We start from the raw sequence: 17,026 nt of genomic DNA, 5'->3' as shown, positions 1-17,026 counted from the left end.
AAATTCTATGTTTCCAATATGATCAATTCGAGTTCGCGTTAAAAGTTAAGTATTAACAATATCAGCAGTATATATTACTTTTCTGCAAAAACAAGGAAATCATGATCTATAAACTGACCATTTGACCAACTTAAATGATTTGTCTCAATCGTCACTTTTCTAAAATCTTTATATAAATCAATTAATTCATTTTTAGTTAAAAAAGTTTGTACCATGTTTTTTTCGGAATCAGCAGGCGTTCCATTGCCTAAATCTGTTAGATGGTATTCAAAAGAAGATATTTTTTGACCATAGCGACAGCGCCAATCTTGATCGCCGCGTGTGACAAGAAACATTTTGCCACCAGGCTTTAACGATTGAAAACTTTTCTTGATGGCAGTTTCCATGTCTTGCTTGGATCCATAATATAAAACGGCGTAGCATACGATCCCATCAAAGAAATCTTCTGGATAATCCATTAAATGCGCAGGGTTAGTTTTGGTTTGTATCTTTAATCCAAGTTCCTGCGCGCGATTTTGTGTAACGTTTATGCCTTCACGGGAGATATCTGTTGCGTAAACATCAAAACCTTCTTGTGCCAGGAAAATGGCATGTCGGCCAGCACCGCAACCAAGATCTAGAATTTTAGTGTTTTGTTTTATAGGAAATTGCGTTAATGCCCAACGTACAACTAGTTCATTGGGATATTTTGGGCAAAATCTATTTTGCGCATGCAATTCTTCCCATGTTTTTTGCATTTCTATTTGTTTTGAGGCTGTATGGTGCATTTTTTTCTCCCTTATGATTAAGGGGTAGCAAAAATTCAGCTATATGAAAAGTGATTAAATGAAAATGATAAGAAAATTATGGTAGCGAAGGAGGGATTTGAACCCCCGACACACGGATTATGATTCCGCCGCTCTAACCAACTGAGCTACTCCGCCACGTATCTAGTTTTTTAACCTTTCAAGCCCTTATCTGTCAAGCATTAATGATATAAATTTTAGAAAACACCTAAATTTTAGTGTAACTACCCACCCTATGGGTAAATTCGTCATCAAGTATCCGCTTCCTCAATCTACGGGGCAATTTTTATTTTTAGGCTAAAAATTTGCCCACACACTTTTGTTTTCCTGAACGCCTTGAAGCGAAGCTTCGAAGGCAGATTCAGGATCCAGACTAAAATACATGCTCGAAGAGCATGGCAAGAGTTTATTAATTTTGCCATGATCTTCGATCATGAGTGTGATCTGGACCCTGAATCCGTGCTCGAAGCTTTGCTTCTCGCCTGTTCAGGGAAACAATGGTGGCGGACAACTTGGTCATCCATTTTAAGTCCACCTTTTTTTGGTAGTGGGAAACTCGCAACGACGGGTTTCTATTGTTTTCAACATGTTGCAGAATTATTTCGTGTAAATCTCTCAAGCTTGGCCGCGGGATCCATGCTGCAAATTGATGTAAATAAGAAAATAAATTTGGATTGCTTGTAATGAAAAAGTGTAAAATCTAATTTATTATTAAGCCGCTTGTTTAAGTAAGTTGATATACTGTGAACAAGCGGTTAATAGACTGTCTTTAACGAATTAACCGTTAACAGCGTCTTTAAGGCCTTTACCGGCTTTAAATTTAGGTTGGCGTGATGCTGGAATGTTAATTTTTTCGCCAGTACGTGGGTTTCTGCCTTCAGTTGCAGCGCGACTGGAAACAGAGAATGTGCCGAAGCCTACAAGGCGAACTTCATCACCAGTTGTAAGAGCTGCTGTGATTGCATCAATAACAGCATCAGCTGCACGAGATGCATCAGCTTTAGTAATACCAGCTTGATCAGCTACTCGAGTAATTAAATCGTTTTTGTTCACGTTACACCACCTTTGTTGTCGTCATTAAATGTAGATTTATAAAGTCCATAATTTGACTGTAAAGCTTACAAAACGCTTTCGTCAACGAAAAAAACGCAGGATTTTCAACAAAAATGAGTAATTTTGATTCACTAAATTAACCTATGCGCACAACCATTTGAAAAATAATAATAATTTTTTACAATGGCGGTAATGCTGCTTTTTTAACTAATGCAAAAAAAACATCACATTTTAATTATTTTAATGTGTGTGTTTGATTTTGTTGACATGTTTTGAAACCCACCCTAACCTCAATTAACAATGAAATATAGAGTCCGGAATCTTAAGACTCCTTTAGAAAATTGAGGAAATGCGGTTATGAAAAAATTACTCTTTGGTTTAGCGTGCTTGTTTGCTTTTAATCAACAATCATCAGATGTTAATGCTGGGGCCTTAAGACAAGGCGAATTTTCAATTATTCCTTATGGTGGAATGGCACCTTCTACTTTTGTGCATCGAAAAAAATCATCTTTTATTGTTGATGGTAAATATTATTGTGAAAAAGCACCTAATTTTAATGATATCTTGAAGTTTCCATTTATATTTGGTGGTAGTATTGGGTATAACGTAACCAACCAATTTGAATTTTTTGCAAACGTTGATTATACGATCGCTGGTACAGGTAAAAAAAATGTTGCGCGTTCAATAAGACCTGATACAAATTCACTTATGAAGTATCAAACGGGTACATTTGGTGCATTAGGTACTTATTTAGGGGGGCGTTACTACTATGATTGTGGTGGGACTTGGTATCCCTTTGTTGGTGCAAAACTTGGTGTTGTTTCACGAAAATCAGTAAATACGAAGGTCTTCATTGATAATATTCGTTTTGCTAAAGATAAATTCTTTGATTCTAATACAGCCTTTGCTGGCGGGCTTCAACTTGGATTAGATGCAGAACTCGCTGAATATATTGATTTTATATTTATGGCGGAAGCTATTGGAAGTGGACGTCTTAAACCATCAAAAATAAGAACACATTTTCCATTTTTTAATCGTGTTGGCGGCATGTTCACATTCCCTGTGACAGCGGGCATTCGCTTTAGAATGTACTAATTAATCTTTCGAGTGTATATTCGGCCCTTGGGTTTTACTTAAGGGCTTTTTTATTTGGTGAGAGATTTATATGCAGTGGCGTGATGATGGTTTACTAATTGGTATAAATCCTCTCAATGAAGATAAGCTTATATTAACGTTTTTTACGCGTTTTAGAGGGCTTGAATCTGGACTTATTAAACGAGATGAATTGCCGCTTCTTTTAGGATCAACTTATTGGATTGATTGTTCGTTGCGCATTCAAGAAAGCTTAGGCAGCTTTAAGTTAGAACAAACTAAAAATTATGCGCAACATTTTTCAACACAAAATTTACTTCTTGTATTGGGCTCACTTCTTGATTTTTTGCGTTTGCTTTTAGCGCCCAAAGATCCTCATAATATTTTATATGATAAAACAATTGAATTTTTATCAAAACCAGTGTCTTGGCCCAATATTCTTGTTGAATATTGCAGATGGGAATTACAGCTTTTAAAAGAATTAGGCTTTGGGTTATCTCTTGAAAAATGTATTGTGACGCGTGAAACATCTAATTTGACTTATGTGTCGCCGAAATCAGGTGCCGCCGTATCATTAAATGCTGGTATGGCTTATAAAAATCAATTATTAAGATTACCAAAATTTTTAATCGAGGAATCCTCTATCTGTCAGATGGAAGATATTGTTCATGGATTAACGTTAACGGGATATTTTTTAGAGCAAAAGCTTTTCCCGCAATTTGGAAAAGCTTTTCCCGTATCAAGGCAGAATCTTATTCAGGTGCTTAATTAGTCTAAATTAGAAGCTGCAAATTCCCAATTAACGAGATTATCTAAAAAGACCTGAACAAAATCAGCACGTCTATTTTGATAATCAAGATAATAAGCATGCTCCCAAACGTCACATGTTAAAATCGCTTTTTGACCATGCGCCATGGGTAAATCGGCATTTGCTGTTTTGGTGATTTTAAGTTCGCCATTTTCTTGAACAAGCCAAGCCCAACCACTTCCAAACTGCGCGAGTGCTGCTTCTTTAAACTTTTGCTTGAAAACATCAACAGAACCAAAAGCTTGGTTTATTTTGTCAGCTAATTTACCAGTTGGAAGTCCACCGCCTTGAGGTTTCATACAATGCCAAAAGAATGTATGGTTCCAAACTTGTGCTGCATTATTGAAAAGACCAGCTTTTGCAGGATCTTTAGCAGATTCAAGAATGATTTCTTCGAGCTTTTTCTGGGCGAGGGGGGTATCTTTTGTAAGATTGTTTAAATTCGTGACATAAGTCTGATGGTGTTTGCCATAGTGAAATTCAAGCGTTTTTTGTGAAACATGGGGTTCTAACGCATTCATTGCATAGGGTAAGGGGGGGAGTTCAAAAGGCATCGACACTACTCCTTTTAGCATTTCAGTTGATTGATTTTTAACTGAACTTTGTTGTTTGGGCAAGTTTAAATCATGAGAATTGTTGAGAGCGTATATATTGAGTGGTACGAGTGTAGACGAAAAAAATAAAATTTTTGTCCATATAAATTTTTTCATCTCGAAGATCCTTTAAAAAAATTAGTTTCAAGATAGCTTATACCCAAAACAAATATTATGCAAAATACAGACATTGAAGAAAAGTTTATAATTAATATTATAATATAAAATCATGTTAATATCAAATAAAGTTGACATTTAAAGTAAAATACAATAAAATACATTATTATTAATTTTAATTAAAGAGATTTTAAATGAATAAAAAATTATTTATGTTTTTGTTATTCGTGAACACCATGTTTTCTACAATTTCTTTTGCAATGGACAATAATGGGGGTGATCCATCTGACAGTAATAACAATGGAATGTTGCGAAAAAGAGAACGCGCTGCAGATGCCAAAGAGCCTAACAGCAAGAAAAAACAAACCGAAAACACAATAATTTTAAATAATCTTAATGCGAATGCTTCTGCCTTAAGCTTGCTGGATGAAAATAGTCGCGAATTTATTGTAGCATTCCAATCGCTTAGATTTGATTCTGATTGCGATGAAGACGAAAAAGAAGATTTCATCAAAGAAATATTAGAACAAAACAATCCATTTTTGATTCTTCAAATGATAAAAAAAATTATCGATAATCGAAACTTATCTATAGATTTTGGTACAGATGATGACTTTTGGGGCTATTTAATTGCTGCCCTAAATACATTAGATTCAAAAAATTATGATGATTTCCTTGAAATCAGTAAAATATTTGACACAACCACGGACCCTTGGAATTCAGAGCATTATGCCGATTTTGTAAAGATATATAATTTGCTTAAAAATGAGTTTCCTGGCGTTTCTAATTTCTTAAAAATGTTTAAAGATGCCATTAAAATAGATTTATATCCTTACGAATTCAAAATTATTATTGAATCGCTTTTAGGTACTAAACAATATATATTTTATGAAATTCCATTGATCGGCGCGTTTTGTAATTCTCCTTTTTACAATCGTGAACTTTTTGTTTCTTTTATAGAAACACTTCGATCCCATTATAAAAGTGATGATTTTAAAGATAATGGTTTCAAAACGATTCTTGATTCAGCAAACGTCGAAAAAATGCTTGATCCGCGGCATAAAAAAAATATTAAGGCTTTGACAGATCATTCAGAACAAATTATTAAAACCTTAGGTTTAGAAAAAAATATTTATGATTCAGAATGTTTTTTTTCGCTTGTGCAGCTTTTAAGGCAAGTGGATCCATTAAAATATGACTCTATTATACGTCGTGCACTCAAAAGTGAATTAACAGAAAAGTCTACTATTTATTGGTATGAAAGCCTAAATGAAAAATATTATCTTTCGTTGCGTCAATATCAAAATCTAATAAGCATACTCAATCTTATCGATCCTATTTATTATGATGAATTTGATAACGAGGTTTTTCAATGTGCTTATCATTTTACGCATGATAAAGCCTTTAGCCCTGAGATTTTAGTAAATATACTTAGTGAACTCAAAAAAATTAAAGAAAAGACAGGACGGCTAATAGGTAGAGACGGTGATAAAGAGTATCAGGATCAAATTAAAGAATTAATTGGATATGCAAGGCAATTAACAGATGGAATGATGCTTGATGATATGCAATATATTAAGGTTTTTCTAGAGATCATAAAATTAAAAAAATTCGAAAGTTACGATTTTAAAACACGGACTTTAGATAAGATTATATATTTTAAAAAAACATATGGATTATCAAACGTTGACGATTTATGTAATATAATAGAGCTTTTAAATTGTTCGGAAGATCCTTATAAAGTGATTTATGAAAATTGTTTTCATATCATTAAAGATCAATATGGTTTAAACCCTGTGTCCGGCGAGATATTTCAATATATTGATTTGTTTCCTAGGTTAAAAAGCCTTACAGTCCATTCTATTGTTTTTGGTTTTCCTGATGCAATAACCAGGTTAACTGATTTGGAAACACTTAGCTTTTCAAGCCATAGTGATTTTTTTGTGCCGGACTCAATTGATAATCTAAAAAATTTAAAAGAGCTTAAGATTGGTAGCCAGAAATTCGTTACTTTACCTGAATCCATAGGTAGTTTAGAAAACTTGGAAATACTCGATCTCTCGGGTTGCCAACTTACTTCTTTACCTGAATCGATAGTTAATTTGAAAAACTTAAAAGAGCTCAATCTCTCGGGTTGCCAACTTACTTCTTTACCTGAATCGATAGGTAATTTAAAAAGCTTGAAAAAGCTTGATCTATCGCAGTGTCGACTTACTTCTTTACCTGAATCGATAGGTAATTTAGAAAGCTTGAAAGAGCTTGATCTCTCGCAGTGTCGACTTACTTCTTTACCTGAATCGATAGGTAATTTAGAAAGCTTGAAAGACCTTGATCTCTCGGAGTGTCAACTTACTTTTTTACCTGAATCAATAGGTAATTTAAAAAGCTTGAACGTGCTTGATCTCTCGCATTGTCAACTTACTTCTTTGCTTGAATCGATAGGTAATTTAAAAAGCTTGAACGTGCTTGATCTCGAGCATTGTCAACTTACTTCTTTGCCTGAATCGATAGGTAATTTAAAAAGGTTGAACATACTCAATCTCAATCATTGTCAACTTACTATTTTTCCTGACTCAATTGGAAATCTGATCAATCTATTCCATCTTTTTTTAGATGGTAATAATTTAACCACTATCCCTGCAAGCATAAAAAATTTAAGAATCTTAACTTTATTCAATCTTAGGAATAATCCCTATCTTCTTCCCAGAAGTGATAATCCATTGCAATGGGGTAAAGAAGAATTGCGTGCCCATTTTGGAGATCGACTCGAATTTGATGAGCCTTCTTTAGAACCTCTGCCGATTCAAACAAATAAAATGGGTGTGTATTCAGCTTTAGACAAACAGTCTTTACGCATCAATCGGAACATTTTTGTTAGCAATAAATTACCTGAAATTAATGTGGATAAGGTCTTTAACGGTCAAGAAATGCTTGATGTGTTGGAACAAATTATGGCGGATCTTAACTTTTACGACAACACAAAACCAGGCTATCTTTCTTACGAAATGCTTGCCAGTGATTTTGCAAGTGATGCCAAAAATAAAAATCTATCAAATCTTGATAAAGTATTTCAATACCTTGCGCCGCGTTTAACAGGCTATATCAGGGCCCTTTATAGATTACCGTTGATAGGGGATGATGTTAAACCCTGGAAAATGTACGAAGCCCAAATTCCTGAAACCCAAAAAGCTCTAACTTTTATTATGGATCGCATCAATCATACAATCGATCCAGACGCGAAGATGTTATTGTTTAACTTGCTGGTGAACGGACTTTTGCATTGTCCCACAGGCCAAGCTGAAGGTATTAACGCAGTCGCTTACGCAATATCAGAAAATGGATATCAAATAAATAACTTTAAGGATAATTTAAAACGCTTCTTAGCTGTTAAGAAAAACGCTCATTTTACAACGGCCATTTTGGCAAAAGCGGCTGAAAATTCACAAAACGTTCACTTAATAAGTTCCTATCGCGATCAATTAAAAGATGAATTAGGCCTAAATGCTGCCATCACTTCGTATCAAGAACGTATGGGCACTATGGGACAAGATCCTTTTGCCGGAAATAAATGGAATGTCGTTGAAGTCTTTTATGGTCTAGTCAGCCCTGATCGTCTGATTGATTGGGTTATGCAATCATCCGAAACAAACCAAGATGCTCAGGACCTTAGAGAAGAGCTTGGCATTGGCGGTAAAGACTTATCGCTTGCTGATCATGAAAAGGAAATTCTTCGTTTAAGAGCTAAAACACGACAAAACAGACAATTTCGTCCGTTTACAACAGGTTCGATTGTGGAATATTTATATCTTCAAGGGTTAATATCTGACGATGAAAATGATACAAAGTGGCAAAAATATTTTACCGCCGATCCTTTAGATACAGAAGGTGCGCCTGCAATCTTAACCCGGGAAGGTGCTAAGGCTATCCTGATTCATGCAGGTTTTTTAATCGATGATTCCATAAAAAATGAAATGATTGCGGATCATGACGCAGAGAGCAGTAATAACATAGACGATAATATTCCAGATGAAAATAATTCAAATAATTTCACTAATTGGAATTCAATTGATGATTAAGTGATAGATTGTAATACGCTAAGGACTTTCTTGCTCTTCTATCCCCGTGGTTTGTACGCGGGGCCCATAAATCCAAATAATTTTTGAAAATGTCCCATATAGTTTTTCAGCATCCCCAATTATGCATTTGTCCTGATAATATGAAAACAATCTGGCCGATTAACTAAAAACATTGTAGGATTTTCAAAAGGTAAAAAATTAATAGACCGGACAATTTTTATTTTTATAATAGAAAATTGGCTACACATCTTTTTTTTCCTGAACGCGTTGAAGCAAAGCTTCATACGCAGATTCAGGATCCAGAAGTAAATACATGCTCGTAAGAGCATGACAAGTTTACTTAAATTGTGTCATGATCTGCGATCATGAGTGTTAATTGGACCCTGAATCCTACTCAAAGCTTCGCTTTTCACCTGTTCAGGGAAACGGATGGATGTTTGGTAGGTTTTTAGTCAAAATTATTTTTTGTTCGGTAGATTGGTAAAAATAAAAAGGCATAAATATGCAGGCTATTCTTGATGAATTAGAACGACGTAAAAATGCTGCTTGTTTAGGTGGTGGTGTTAAACGTATAAAAGCGCAGCATTCTAAGGGTAAACTTACGGCGCGTGAGCGGATAAAAGTTTTGGTTGATGAAGATTCCTTCGAAGAATGGGATATGTTTGTCGAACATAATTGTGCTGATTTTGGCATGGAAGATAAAAAAATTCCAGGCGATGGTGTTGTTATTGGGTTAGGTAAAATTCACAACCGTCCCGTTTTTATTTTTAGCCAAGATTTTACCGTTTTTGGTGGCAGTTTAAGTGACGCACATGCGCGTAAAATATGCAAAATTATGGATCATAGCGTTCGTTTGGGTATTCCATTGATTGGTATCAATGATTCAGGCGGCGCGCGCATTCAAGAAGGTGTTGTGTCATTGGGCGGTTATGCTGAAGTTTTTCAACGTAATGTTTTAGCATCCGGCGTCATACCTCAAATTTCATTAATTATGGGACCATGTGCGGGTGGGGCTGTTTATTCGCCTGCCATGACCGATTTTATTTTCATGGTCAAAGATAGCTCATATATGTTTGTCACTGGCCCTGATGTGGTTAAAACCGTAACACATGAATCAGTCACCCATGAAGCGTTGGGTGGTGCGGTTACGCATACGACAAAATCTGGTGTTGCAGATTTAGCTTTTGACAACGATATTGAAACATTGCTTGCGACACGTCGTTTTTATAATTTTTTACCACTCTCAAATCGTGATGAGCCCCCATTAAAACCAACAAATGATCCTATTAACCGTCTTGATTATGCATTGGATCATCTGATTCCTGAAAATCCGAATATGCCTTATGACATGTTGGATTTAATTGTTAAAATAGTTGATGATGCAGATTTTTTTGAAATTCAACCAGATTATGCCAAAAACATTATCATTGGTTTTGGACGTATGAATGGGTCGACAGTTGGATTTGTCGCGAATCAACCTTTGGTTTTAGCGGGTTGTTTAGATATTGAGTCTTCCAGAAAAGCGGCACGATTCGTACGTTTTTGCGATTGTTTTAATATTCCGATCGTTACTTTTGTGGATGTGCCTGGTTTTATGCCCGGTATTGATCAGGAATATGGCGGTATTATTAAGCATGGCTCTAAATTATTATTCGCTTTTGCTGAAGCCAGTGTACCAAAAATTACGTTGATTACACGCAAAGCCTATGGTGGCGCTTATGATGTGATGTCGTCCAAACATATTCGCGCGGATATTAATTATGCCTGGCCAAGTGCTGAAATTGCAGTGATGGGACCGAAAGGGGCTGTTGAAATTATTTTCAGAGAAGATATTGGCGATAAGGATAAAATTGAAAGACGTACAGAAGAATATCGTCAAAAATTTGCTAATCCTTTTATTGCAGCGCATTATGGTTTTATCGATGATGTTATTATGCCGCATCAAACACGTTTAAAGCTTTGTAGATCTTTAGAGATTTTAAAACGTAAAAAAATCGAACAGCCGTATAAAAAACATAACAACATTCCGCTATAGTCTTTTAATTTCATGCGGATACGTCGTCATTCCTTGCTCACGTATGAAGAATACGCGTCGCGCGTCATTCCTCGTCTGCGCATAAACTTAAAAAACTATATAATTTGAGGATCCTATGCCCTTATTTCAAAAAGTACTTATTGCCAATCGTGGTGAAATTGCCTGCCGCATTATTAAGACGCTTAAGAAATTATCCATCAAATCAGTAGCTATTTATTCAAGTGCTGATAAGGGCGCCTTATACACGGAATTGGCAGATGAGGCTTATGAAATAGGAGGTCCCCAGGCACGCGATTCATATTTGAATATTGAAAAAATTGTTAATCTTGCCGTAAAAATAGGTGTGGACGCTGTTCATCCTGGTTTTGGTTTTTTAGCTGAAAACCCTATGTTTGCAGAATGTCTCGATGAAGAAGATATTGTTTTTATTGGACCCAATGCACATTGCTTGCGTGTGTTGGGCGATAAAATCGAAGCAAAAAAAATTGCGCATAAACTCAATATTCCTATTTTATCAGGTGATCTAGAACCTGTGAGCGACCCTCACATTGCAGCATTGCAGGCAGAAAAGCTTGGATTTCCAGTTTTAATAAAAGCAGTTGCTGGCGGTGGCGGTAAAGGGATGCGCCGGGTTTATGAAAAGTCAGATTTGAAGGATGAGATTGGACGTGCGATGAGTGAGGCACAATCGTCTTTTGGTGATGCCCGCGTATTCATTGAAAAGTTTGTCGAACGGCCGCGTCATATTGAAATTCAAGTATTGGCCGACAAGCATGGCAACGCGATTTATTTAGGCGAACGTGAATGTTCATTACAACGTCGTTATCAAAAAGTTATTGAAGAAGCGCCGTCGCCTTTTGTTGACGCAAATCTACGTGAAAAATTAGGTAGGGATGCTTTAAAAATTATTAAAGAAACAGGCTATTCTTCAGTGGGGACGGTTGAATTTTTAGTGGATTCCGATAAAAATCATTATTTTTTAGAGGTAAATCCAAGACTTCAGGTTGAACATCCCGTGACAGAATTGGTGACAAATATTGATATTGTTGAACAAATGTTACTTGTGGCTAAAGGTTCAATATTAAAAATTGCACAAAAAGATGTTGCGTTAAAAGGCTGGGCCATTGAAGCACGGATTTGTGCTGAGGATCCATTGCGCCATTTTATGCCTGCCATTGGCAAAATTAAGGCGCTCCAGATGCCTGAGGCTGATAATATTCGTATTGATACAGGGATTGTTGAAGGCAACGAGATCAGTCCTTATTATGATTCCATGATCGCAAAAGCCATTGCCTATGGTGAAACGCGTGATGAGGCGATTCAAACGTTGGTTTCGTATTTGGATAGTTGCGTTATTAAAGGGCTTGATCATAATATTCCTTTTTTACAATCGCTTTTACTCAATCCGAATTTCCAGCAAGGTGATTTTTCAACGCGCCTTATTGAAGAAACCTATCCGGATGCATTTTCGTATCAAAAACCAGACGAAAATTTTGCCAAATTGCTTTATAAAATTGGATGTTTTTATCAGTTTTTAACTTCAGAAAAACATGATGCAAATGCGCGTGCACAAAGCATTTGGTCGGTTACTATTGGCACTATTTCGCACAAAATTATTGTAACGCCCACAAGTGATAATTCAGCTGATATTTGGTATGAAATGGGTGACGTTATAGAATCAGGGATAGAATCCATCACGATGAAGATTTATCCAAATTTATCTTTTATTGAAGTAAATACAGCAAATGAACGATATTTTTTACACGTCGATCGTCAGGGTTATAATCTATCTTTTATTTGGCGTGATCAAAAATGTATAGCAGAGATTGTGCCTTTTCATATTGCTGATTTGTTAAAACATATGCCTGCAAAAAAAGCTGATGATCATTCTCAATATGTCGTGTCCCCTATGCCTGGATTATTATTGTCACTCAAAGTCGCTGAAGGTGATTTTGTGAAAAGTGGTGAAGCCTTAGCGGTGATCGAAGCCATGAAAATGGAAAATGTCGTCCGCGCCCATCGTGAAGGAAAAATTATTAAATTACATGTAAAGCCTGGTCAAAGTCTAAAAGCCGAGCAACCTATGATTGAATTTGAAATTGTTGCATAATTACTAACTATAAATTGTGATCATAATGTATCCTTAGTTTTTTTTTTGAGCATTATAGAAAATTGAGCTTGCAAGCTTTCTAGAATGAGCATAAAGCTATAGAAAACAGTACTCATAACATGTATTCTTTGATACTTACCGCAATGCAAAAAATATGTTGCAATGCAAAATTTAAGTTGATACACTTAAAATTGAAGGATAAACGAAGTTATTAGGCTAAAAGACAAAAACGCTTAAACAATAGGAAGGAATGACAATGGCAACAAAAGTAAATCCAGATCTTAAAAAAGGCATGGAAGATATGAAGCAACATCATGCAGCCTCATTATCAGCGATCCATGAATCTGGTAAAACTCTCCATAAAGGTATGACTGATATTCATCAATCTATCAGTGAACATATTGCAGATTCATTTAATTCTACAATGGAAGCAATGAAATCAATGTTTTCTGCAAAAACACCTCAAGAGGCTGCAGCTATTCACAAAGAATGGCTTCAAGGGTCCGTTAAAAATCATATGGACAAAACAACACAAATTTCACAAAAAACAGCTGCCTTGTTTAAAGAAGCTTCTCAGCCTATGCATGATTTATCAAAGCAAGCGACGCAAGAAGCAACTGCAAAAACCTTTAAGCAATAAGCTGAGCAATCCCACGAGCTTATCCAGGCTCGTTTCCAGGGGATCCCTCGCAGTGCGAACTGCGGGGGTATTTTTTTCCATTATTCATCTTAATTCATTCTGCTATTCTAGTTTTTTAAAGCCATTTTTTCTGTTAAGCACAAAGCTTTGTATCAAACTTTCTAATAACCGCATTAAGTAAACACTCACGATTGCTGCTTTTAATTTCATGTGGATCAAAGTCAGATGCAATATTGTTGAAAAGGTCTATGGCTAATTGCAATTCTTGTTTTTGATCAACAGGTAGTGAGTCTGTTTTTAGAAGATTGGTAAGTTTATAATCTGCAAATTTTTTGATGACAATTGAACGAGAACTGACTTCTTTCAGGCAAATGCCGTAGAGGCCTTTCATCACATATCCCCATTCTTCGTTAAATGTTTTTTCTAAGCCTATTTCTAAATATCCCGCTCTCATATCCCGTAACTTATTTCTAAAAAGTGAAAACAATTTTTTACCAAAAAGCCCTCCAAAAGAAGGTTTTTTTTTACCTCTCTCCTTGTGGGAGAGGTCGCGACCAAAGGGAGCGGGTGAGGGGTATTTTACAATTTTGGAGAGATGAGTATTTGTTTAGCAATGCTTAAATTATGGCATGATGGTATTGCTCTTTGTAAACGCTATAGGTACCCCTCACCCGTCGCTGCGCGCCGACCTCTCCCACAAGGGGAGAGGTGAAAGAAACCGAAGCAATTTCATTTTTTTTGTCCCGTAGATTGATTGGAGTTAAAATTATCCCTGAAGCTTTTTCAGTAACAACTCATTCAGCAATTGTGGATTGGCTTTGCCTTGACTCGCTTTCATGGTTTGGCCTACAAAGAATCCAAATAATTTGTCTTTACCGGATCTATATTCAGCAACTTTGTCTTGATTTTGTACCAAAACATCATCGATTAACTTTTCAATGGATGCTGTGTCGCTGACTTGGACCATGCCTTTTTCATTCACGATTGATTCAGGATCTTTACCTGTTTCAAGCATATCGATGAAAACGTCTTTGGCCATACGTCCTGAAATGGTGCCATTACCAATTAATTTAACAAGAGCATTCAAAGACTTAGCTGTCACTTGTACTTTATCAAGGCCACCTGATTTATTCATGGCGGCAGAAAAATCACCCATTACCCAATTGGCAGCAAGCTTACCATCGACATCTTTGGCGGTTTCTTCATAAAAATTGGCTAATTCACGTTCAGCTGTTAGGAAATCAGCGTCATAAGAAGGTAAATTATATTGTTTGACGAAGCGCTCTTTCTTTTGATCAGGAAGTTCTGGTAATTTTGCCTTTTGTTGGGCCACGAAATCTTCAGTCAAGCGCAAAGGTAAAAGATCAGGATCTGGGAAATATCGATAATCATGTGCATCTTCCTTTGTCCGCATGGTACGCGTTGTACCTAAAGTTGGATCAAAAAGACGCGTTTCCTGGGCGATACTACCGCCAGATTCAATAACTTCGATTTGACGTTGTACTTCATAATCAATCGATTGCATGACAAAGCGAACGGAGTTTACGTTTTTAATTTCACATCTTGTACCGAGTTCTGCGCCTGGTCTACGCACTGAGATGTTAACGTCACAACGTAAATTGCCTTGCTCCATATTGCCATCGCAACTGCCAATATAACGTAAGATTGAACGTAATTTTCGGACATAAGCACCAGCTTCTTCGGGCGACCGAATATCAGGCTCCGACACGATTTCCATTAATGCAACGCCTGCACGGTTAAGATCAATGTAAGTGCGGTTAGGGTGTTGATCATGAAGGCTTTTACCGGCATCTTGCTCTAGGTGAAGACGTGTAATGCCAATCATTTTGGTTTCACCATCAGCTAGCTCAATTTTTAATTGGCCTTTACCGACGATGGGGTGAAGATATTGCGAAATTTGGTAACCCGCTGGTAAATCTTGGTAGAAATAATTTTTACGCTCGAAGACAGAGGTTAAATTAATTTCAGCATTAAGACCTAATCCTGTACGAACTGCTTGTTCAACACATACACGATTTAAGACAGGCAACATACCAGGGAAGGCGGCGTCAACAAAGGACACCTGCGCATTGGGCTCGGCACCAAATCCTGTGGGGGCACCAGAAAAAAGCTTTGTATTGGATATAATTTGGGCATGGACCTCAAGACCAATAACGACTTCCCAAGATCCTGTTTTTCCTTCAACAAGCTTCATTTTTAGTTTCCTCTAATAAGACGTGCTTTTTCTAAAAAGCCAGAAGATTTTTCAATTACACTACCAATGTTCAAAATGGTGCCTTCATCAAAAGGCTTCCCAATAACTTGCAATCCTAACGGAAGTTCGTCATCTGTAAATCCTGCAGGGATTGAAAGGCCTGGAAGACCAGCTAAGTTGACGGTAACGGTGAAAGCATCATTAAGATACATTGATAAAGGATCATCCATTTTTTGACCAATTTCAAAAGCAGGATTCGGTGTCGAAGGGGTTAATAATGCATCTACTTTTTCATAAACTTTCATGAAATCGTCACGAATAAGTTTGCGAATGCGAAGTGCTTTAACGTAATACGCATCGTAATAGCCTGAAGAGAGCACGTAAGTGCCAATCAATATACGACGTTTAACTTCGCGTCCAAAACCTTCACCACGCGTTTTAGCGTACATTTCATTTAATGTTTTACCAGAAGCGCGATGACCAAAACGAACACCATCATAGCGTGCAAGATTAGACGATGCTTCTGCGGGTGCTATAATATAGTAACAAGGAAGCGCATATTTTGTATGCGGTAATGAAACGTCAACAATTTCAGCGCCAGCATCTTTTAACCAATCAATGCCTTCTTGCCATAATTTTTCAATGCGTTGTGGCATGCCGTCTAAACGATATTCTTTGGGAATGCCAATACGCATTCCTTTAATGTTGCCAGTTAGTGCTTTTTGAAAATTGGGGAGGGGCACATCAGCAGATGTTGAATCTTTGGGATCAAAACCTGCAATACCTTGGAATAAAAGAGCAGCATCTTCAACTGTTTTCGTTAAAGGACCTGCTTGATCCAAAGAGGATGCAAAAGCAACCATACCGTAACGTGAACATCGTCCATAAGTAGGTAAAAGACCTACAAGACCACAAAAAGCAGCGGGTTGACGGATGGAGCCACCTGTATCAGAACCTAAAGAAGCCAGACACATATTGGCAGCAACAGCTGAAGCTGATCCACCTGATGATCCGCCGGGCACTAAATTTTCTGGGGTGTTTGAGCCCTTTTTTCTCCATGGATTTTTGACTGAACCAAAATAACTAGTGATATTGGCAGACCCCATAGCAAATTCGTCCATATTTGTTTTGCCAACCATTAAGGCGCCATTTGACCATAATTTACTGGTCACCCCTGATTCATAAGGGGGTACAAAATTTTCTAAAATATGGGAGCCTGCTGTAGTTCTTGTGTCTTTTGTACAAAAAAGATCTTTAACGCCGATGGGCATCCCATCTAATAATTTAGCTTCATTCTTTTGATAGCGTTTATCTGATTCTTTTGCTTGTTGTAATGCGAGCTCTGGTGTGGGGGTAATAAAAGCATTTAAATGCTTTTGGGCATCCATTTGTTTTAAATGTGCTTCGGTAAGCTCAACAGCTGTGATTTCACCTTTTAATAATTTTTCTTTGGCGCTTGCAATTGTTAATGTGCATAATTCTGATTGTTTGGACATATTGGC

12 protein-coding genes and 1 tRNA gene are annotated in these 17,026 nt (G+C 36.7%); 6 read left to right on the top strand and 7 right to left on the bottom strand.

Translation table 11 applies throughout. The annotated features are described in order from the left end of the window. Nucleotides 1–74 precede the first annotated feature (74 nt). The 3 genes from Q8L85_07270 to Q8L85_07260 all read right to left on the bottom strand — a co-directional run bounded on the left by Q8L85_07270 (nt 75) and on the right by Q8L85_07260 (nt 1,838). A complete protein-coding gene (locus Q8L85_07270) occupies nt 75–767 on the bottom strand; it encodes a class I SAM-dependent methyltransferase (protein MDP1724487.1) in 693 nt (230 codons plus the stop codon). Nucleotides 768–846: 79 nt separating this feature from the next. Continuing rightward, nucleotides 847–923 (bottom strand) — tRNA-Met (locus Q8L85_07265). Between the two features lie 639 nt (nt 924–1,562). Continuing rightward, complete coding sequence (locus Q8L85_07260) at nt 1,563–1,838, bottom strand: HU family DNA-binding protein (protein MDP1724486.1); 276 nt, start codon at nt 1,836–1,838, stop codon at nt 1,563–1,565. Between the two features lie 357 nt (nt 1,839–2,195). Between Q8L85_07260 and Q8L85_07255 the strand changes: the two genes are divergently transcribed. Continuing rightward, complete coding sequence (locus Q8L85_07255; GenBank protein MDP1724485.1) at nt 2,196–2,933, top strand: hypothetical protein; 738 nt, start codon at nt 2,196–2,198, stop codon at nt 2,931–2,933. 70 nt (nt 2,934–3,003) lie between these two features. Next, nucleotides 3,004–3,702 carry a DNA repair protein RecO gene (gene recO, locus Q8L85_07250; GenBank protein ID MDP1724484.1) on the top strand — a complete coding sequence of 233 codons (699 nt, stop codon included), beginning with the start codon at nt 3,004–3,006 and terminating at the stop codon, nt 3,700–3,702. On the opposite strand, the gene Q8L85_07245 is transcribed toward recO, so the two are convergent. Beyond that, nucleotides 3,699–4,292, bottom strand: a complete 594-nt coding sequence (locus Q8L85_07245; GenBank protein ID MDP1724483.1) for a superoxide dismutase — start codon at nt 4,290–4,292, stop codon at nt 3,699–3,701. The genes recO and Q8L85_07245 overlap by 4 nt on opposite strands. A 350-nt stretch (nt 4,293–4,642) precedes the next feature. Here Q8L85_07245 and Q8L85_07240 point away from each other — a divergent pair, with 350 nt between their 5' ends. The 4 genes from Q8L85_07240 to Q8L85_07225 all read left to right on the top strand — a co-directional run bounded on the left by Q8L85_07240 (nt 4,643) and on the right by Q8L85_07225 (nt 13,309). Further along, entirely contained in the window at nt 4,643–8,524 is a 3,882-nt protein-coding gene (locus tag Q8L85_07240) for a leucine-rich repeat domain-containing protein (GenBank protein MDP1724482.1), read from the top strand. A 502-nt stretch (nt 8,525–9,026) separates the two neighbouring features. Then, nucleotides 9,027–10,559, top strand: a complete 1,533-nt coding sequence (locus Q8L85_07235) for an acyl-CoA carboxylase subunit beta (GenBank protein MDP1724481.1) — start codon at nt 9,027–9,029, stop codon at nt 10,557–10,559. A 115-nt stretch (nt 10,560–10,674) separates the two neighbouring features. Next, nucleotides 10,675–12,669, top strand: coding sequence for a biotin carboxylase N-terminal domain-containing protein (locus Q8L85_07230; protein MDP1724480.1), 1,995 nt, complete (start codon nt 10,675–10,677; stop codon nt 12,667–12,669). A 256-nt stretch (nt 12,670–12,925) separates the two neighbouring features. Beyond that, nucleotides 12,926–13,309 (top strand): phasin family protein, encoded by a 384-nt coding sequence (locus Q8L85_07225; protein MDP1724479.1) that lies wholly within the window; start codon nt 12,926–12,928, stop codon nt 13,307–13,309. Between the two features lie 133 nt (nt 13,310–13,442). Here Q8L85_07225 and Q8L85_07220 read toward each other — a convergent pair whose 3' ends face one another. The 3 genes from Q8L85_07220 to gatA form a co-directional block, all read right to left on the bottom strand. Then, a complete protein-coding gene (locus tag Q8L85_07220) occupies nt 13,443–13,763 on the bottom strand; it encodes a DUF6058 family natural product biosynthesis protein (protein ID MDP1724478.1) in 321 nt (106 codons plus the stop codon). A 312-nt stretch (nt 13,764–14,075) separates the two neighbouring features. Then, the gene (gatB, locus tag Q8L85_07215) at nt 14,076–15,524 is read right to left on the bottom strand and encodes an Asp-tRNA(Asn)/Glu-tRNA(Gln) amidotransferase subunit GatB (protein ID MDP1724477.1); all 1,449 of its coding nucleotides are present in this window, start codon (nt 15,522–15,524) and stop codon (nt 14,076–14,078) included. A 2-nt stretch (nt 15,525–15,526) separates the two neighbouring features. After that, a complete protein-coding gene (gene gatA, locus Q8L85_07210) occupies nt 15,527–17,020 on the bottom strand; it encodes an Asp-tRNA(Asn)/Glu-tRNA(Gln) amidotransferase subunit GatA (GenBank protein MDP1724476.1) in 1,494 nt (497 codons plus the stop codon). Between the last annotated feature and the right edge of the window lie 6 nt (nt 17,021–17,026).

This window comes from Alphaproteobacteria bacterium (genome assembly GCA_030680745.1).
Lineage (GTDB): Bacteria > Pseudomonadota > Alphaproteobacteria > JAUXUR01 > JAUXUR01 > JAUXUR01.
Note: the sequence above shows the minus strand (reverse complement) of the source record. Positions and strands in the feature narration are given on the sequence as shown.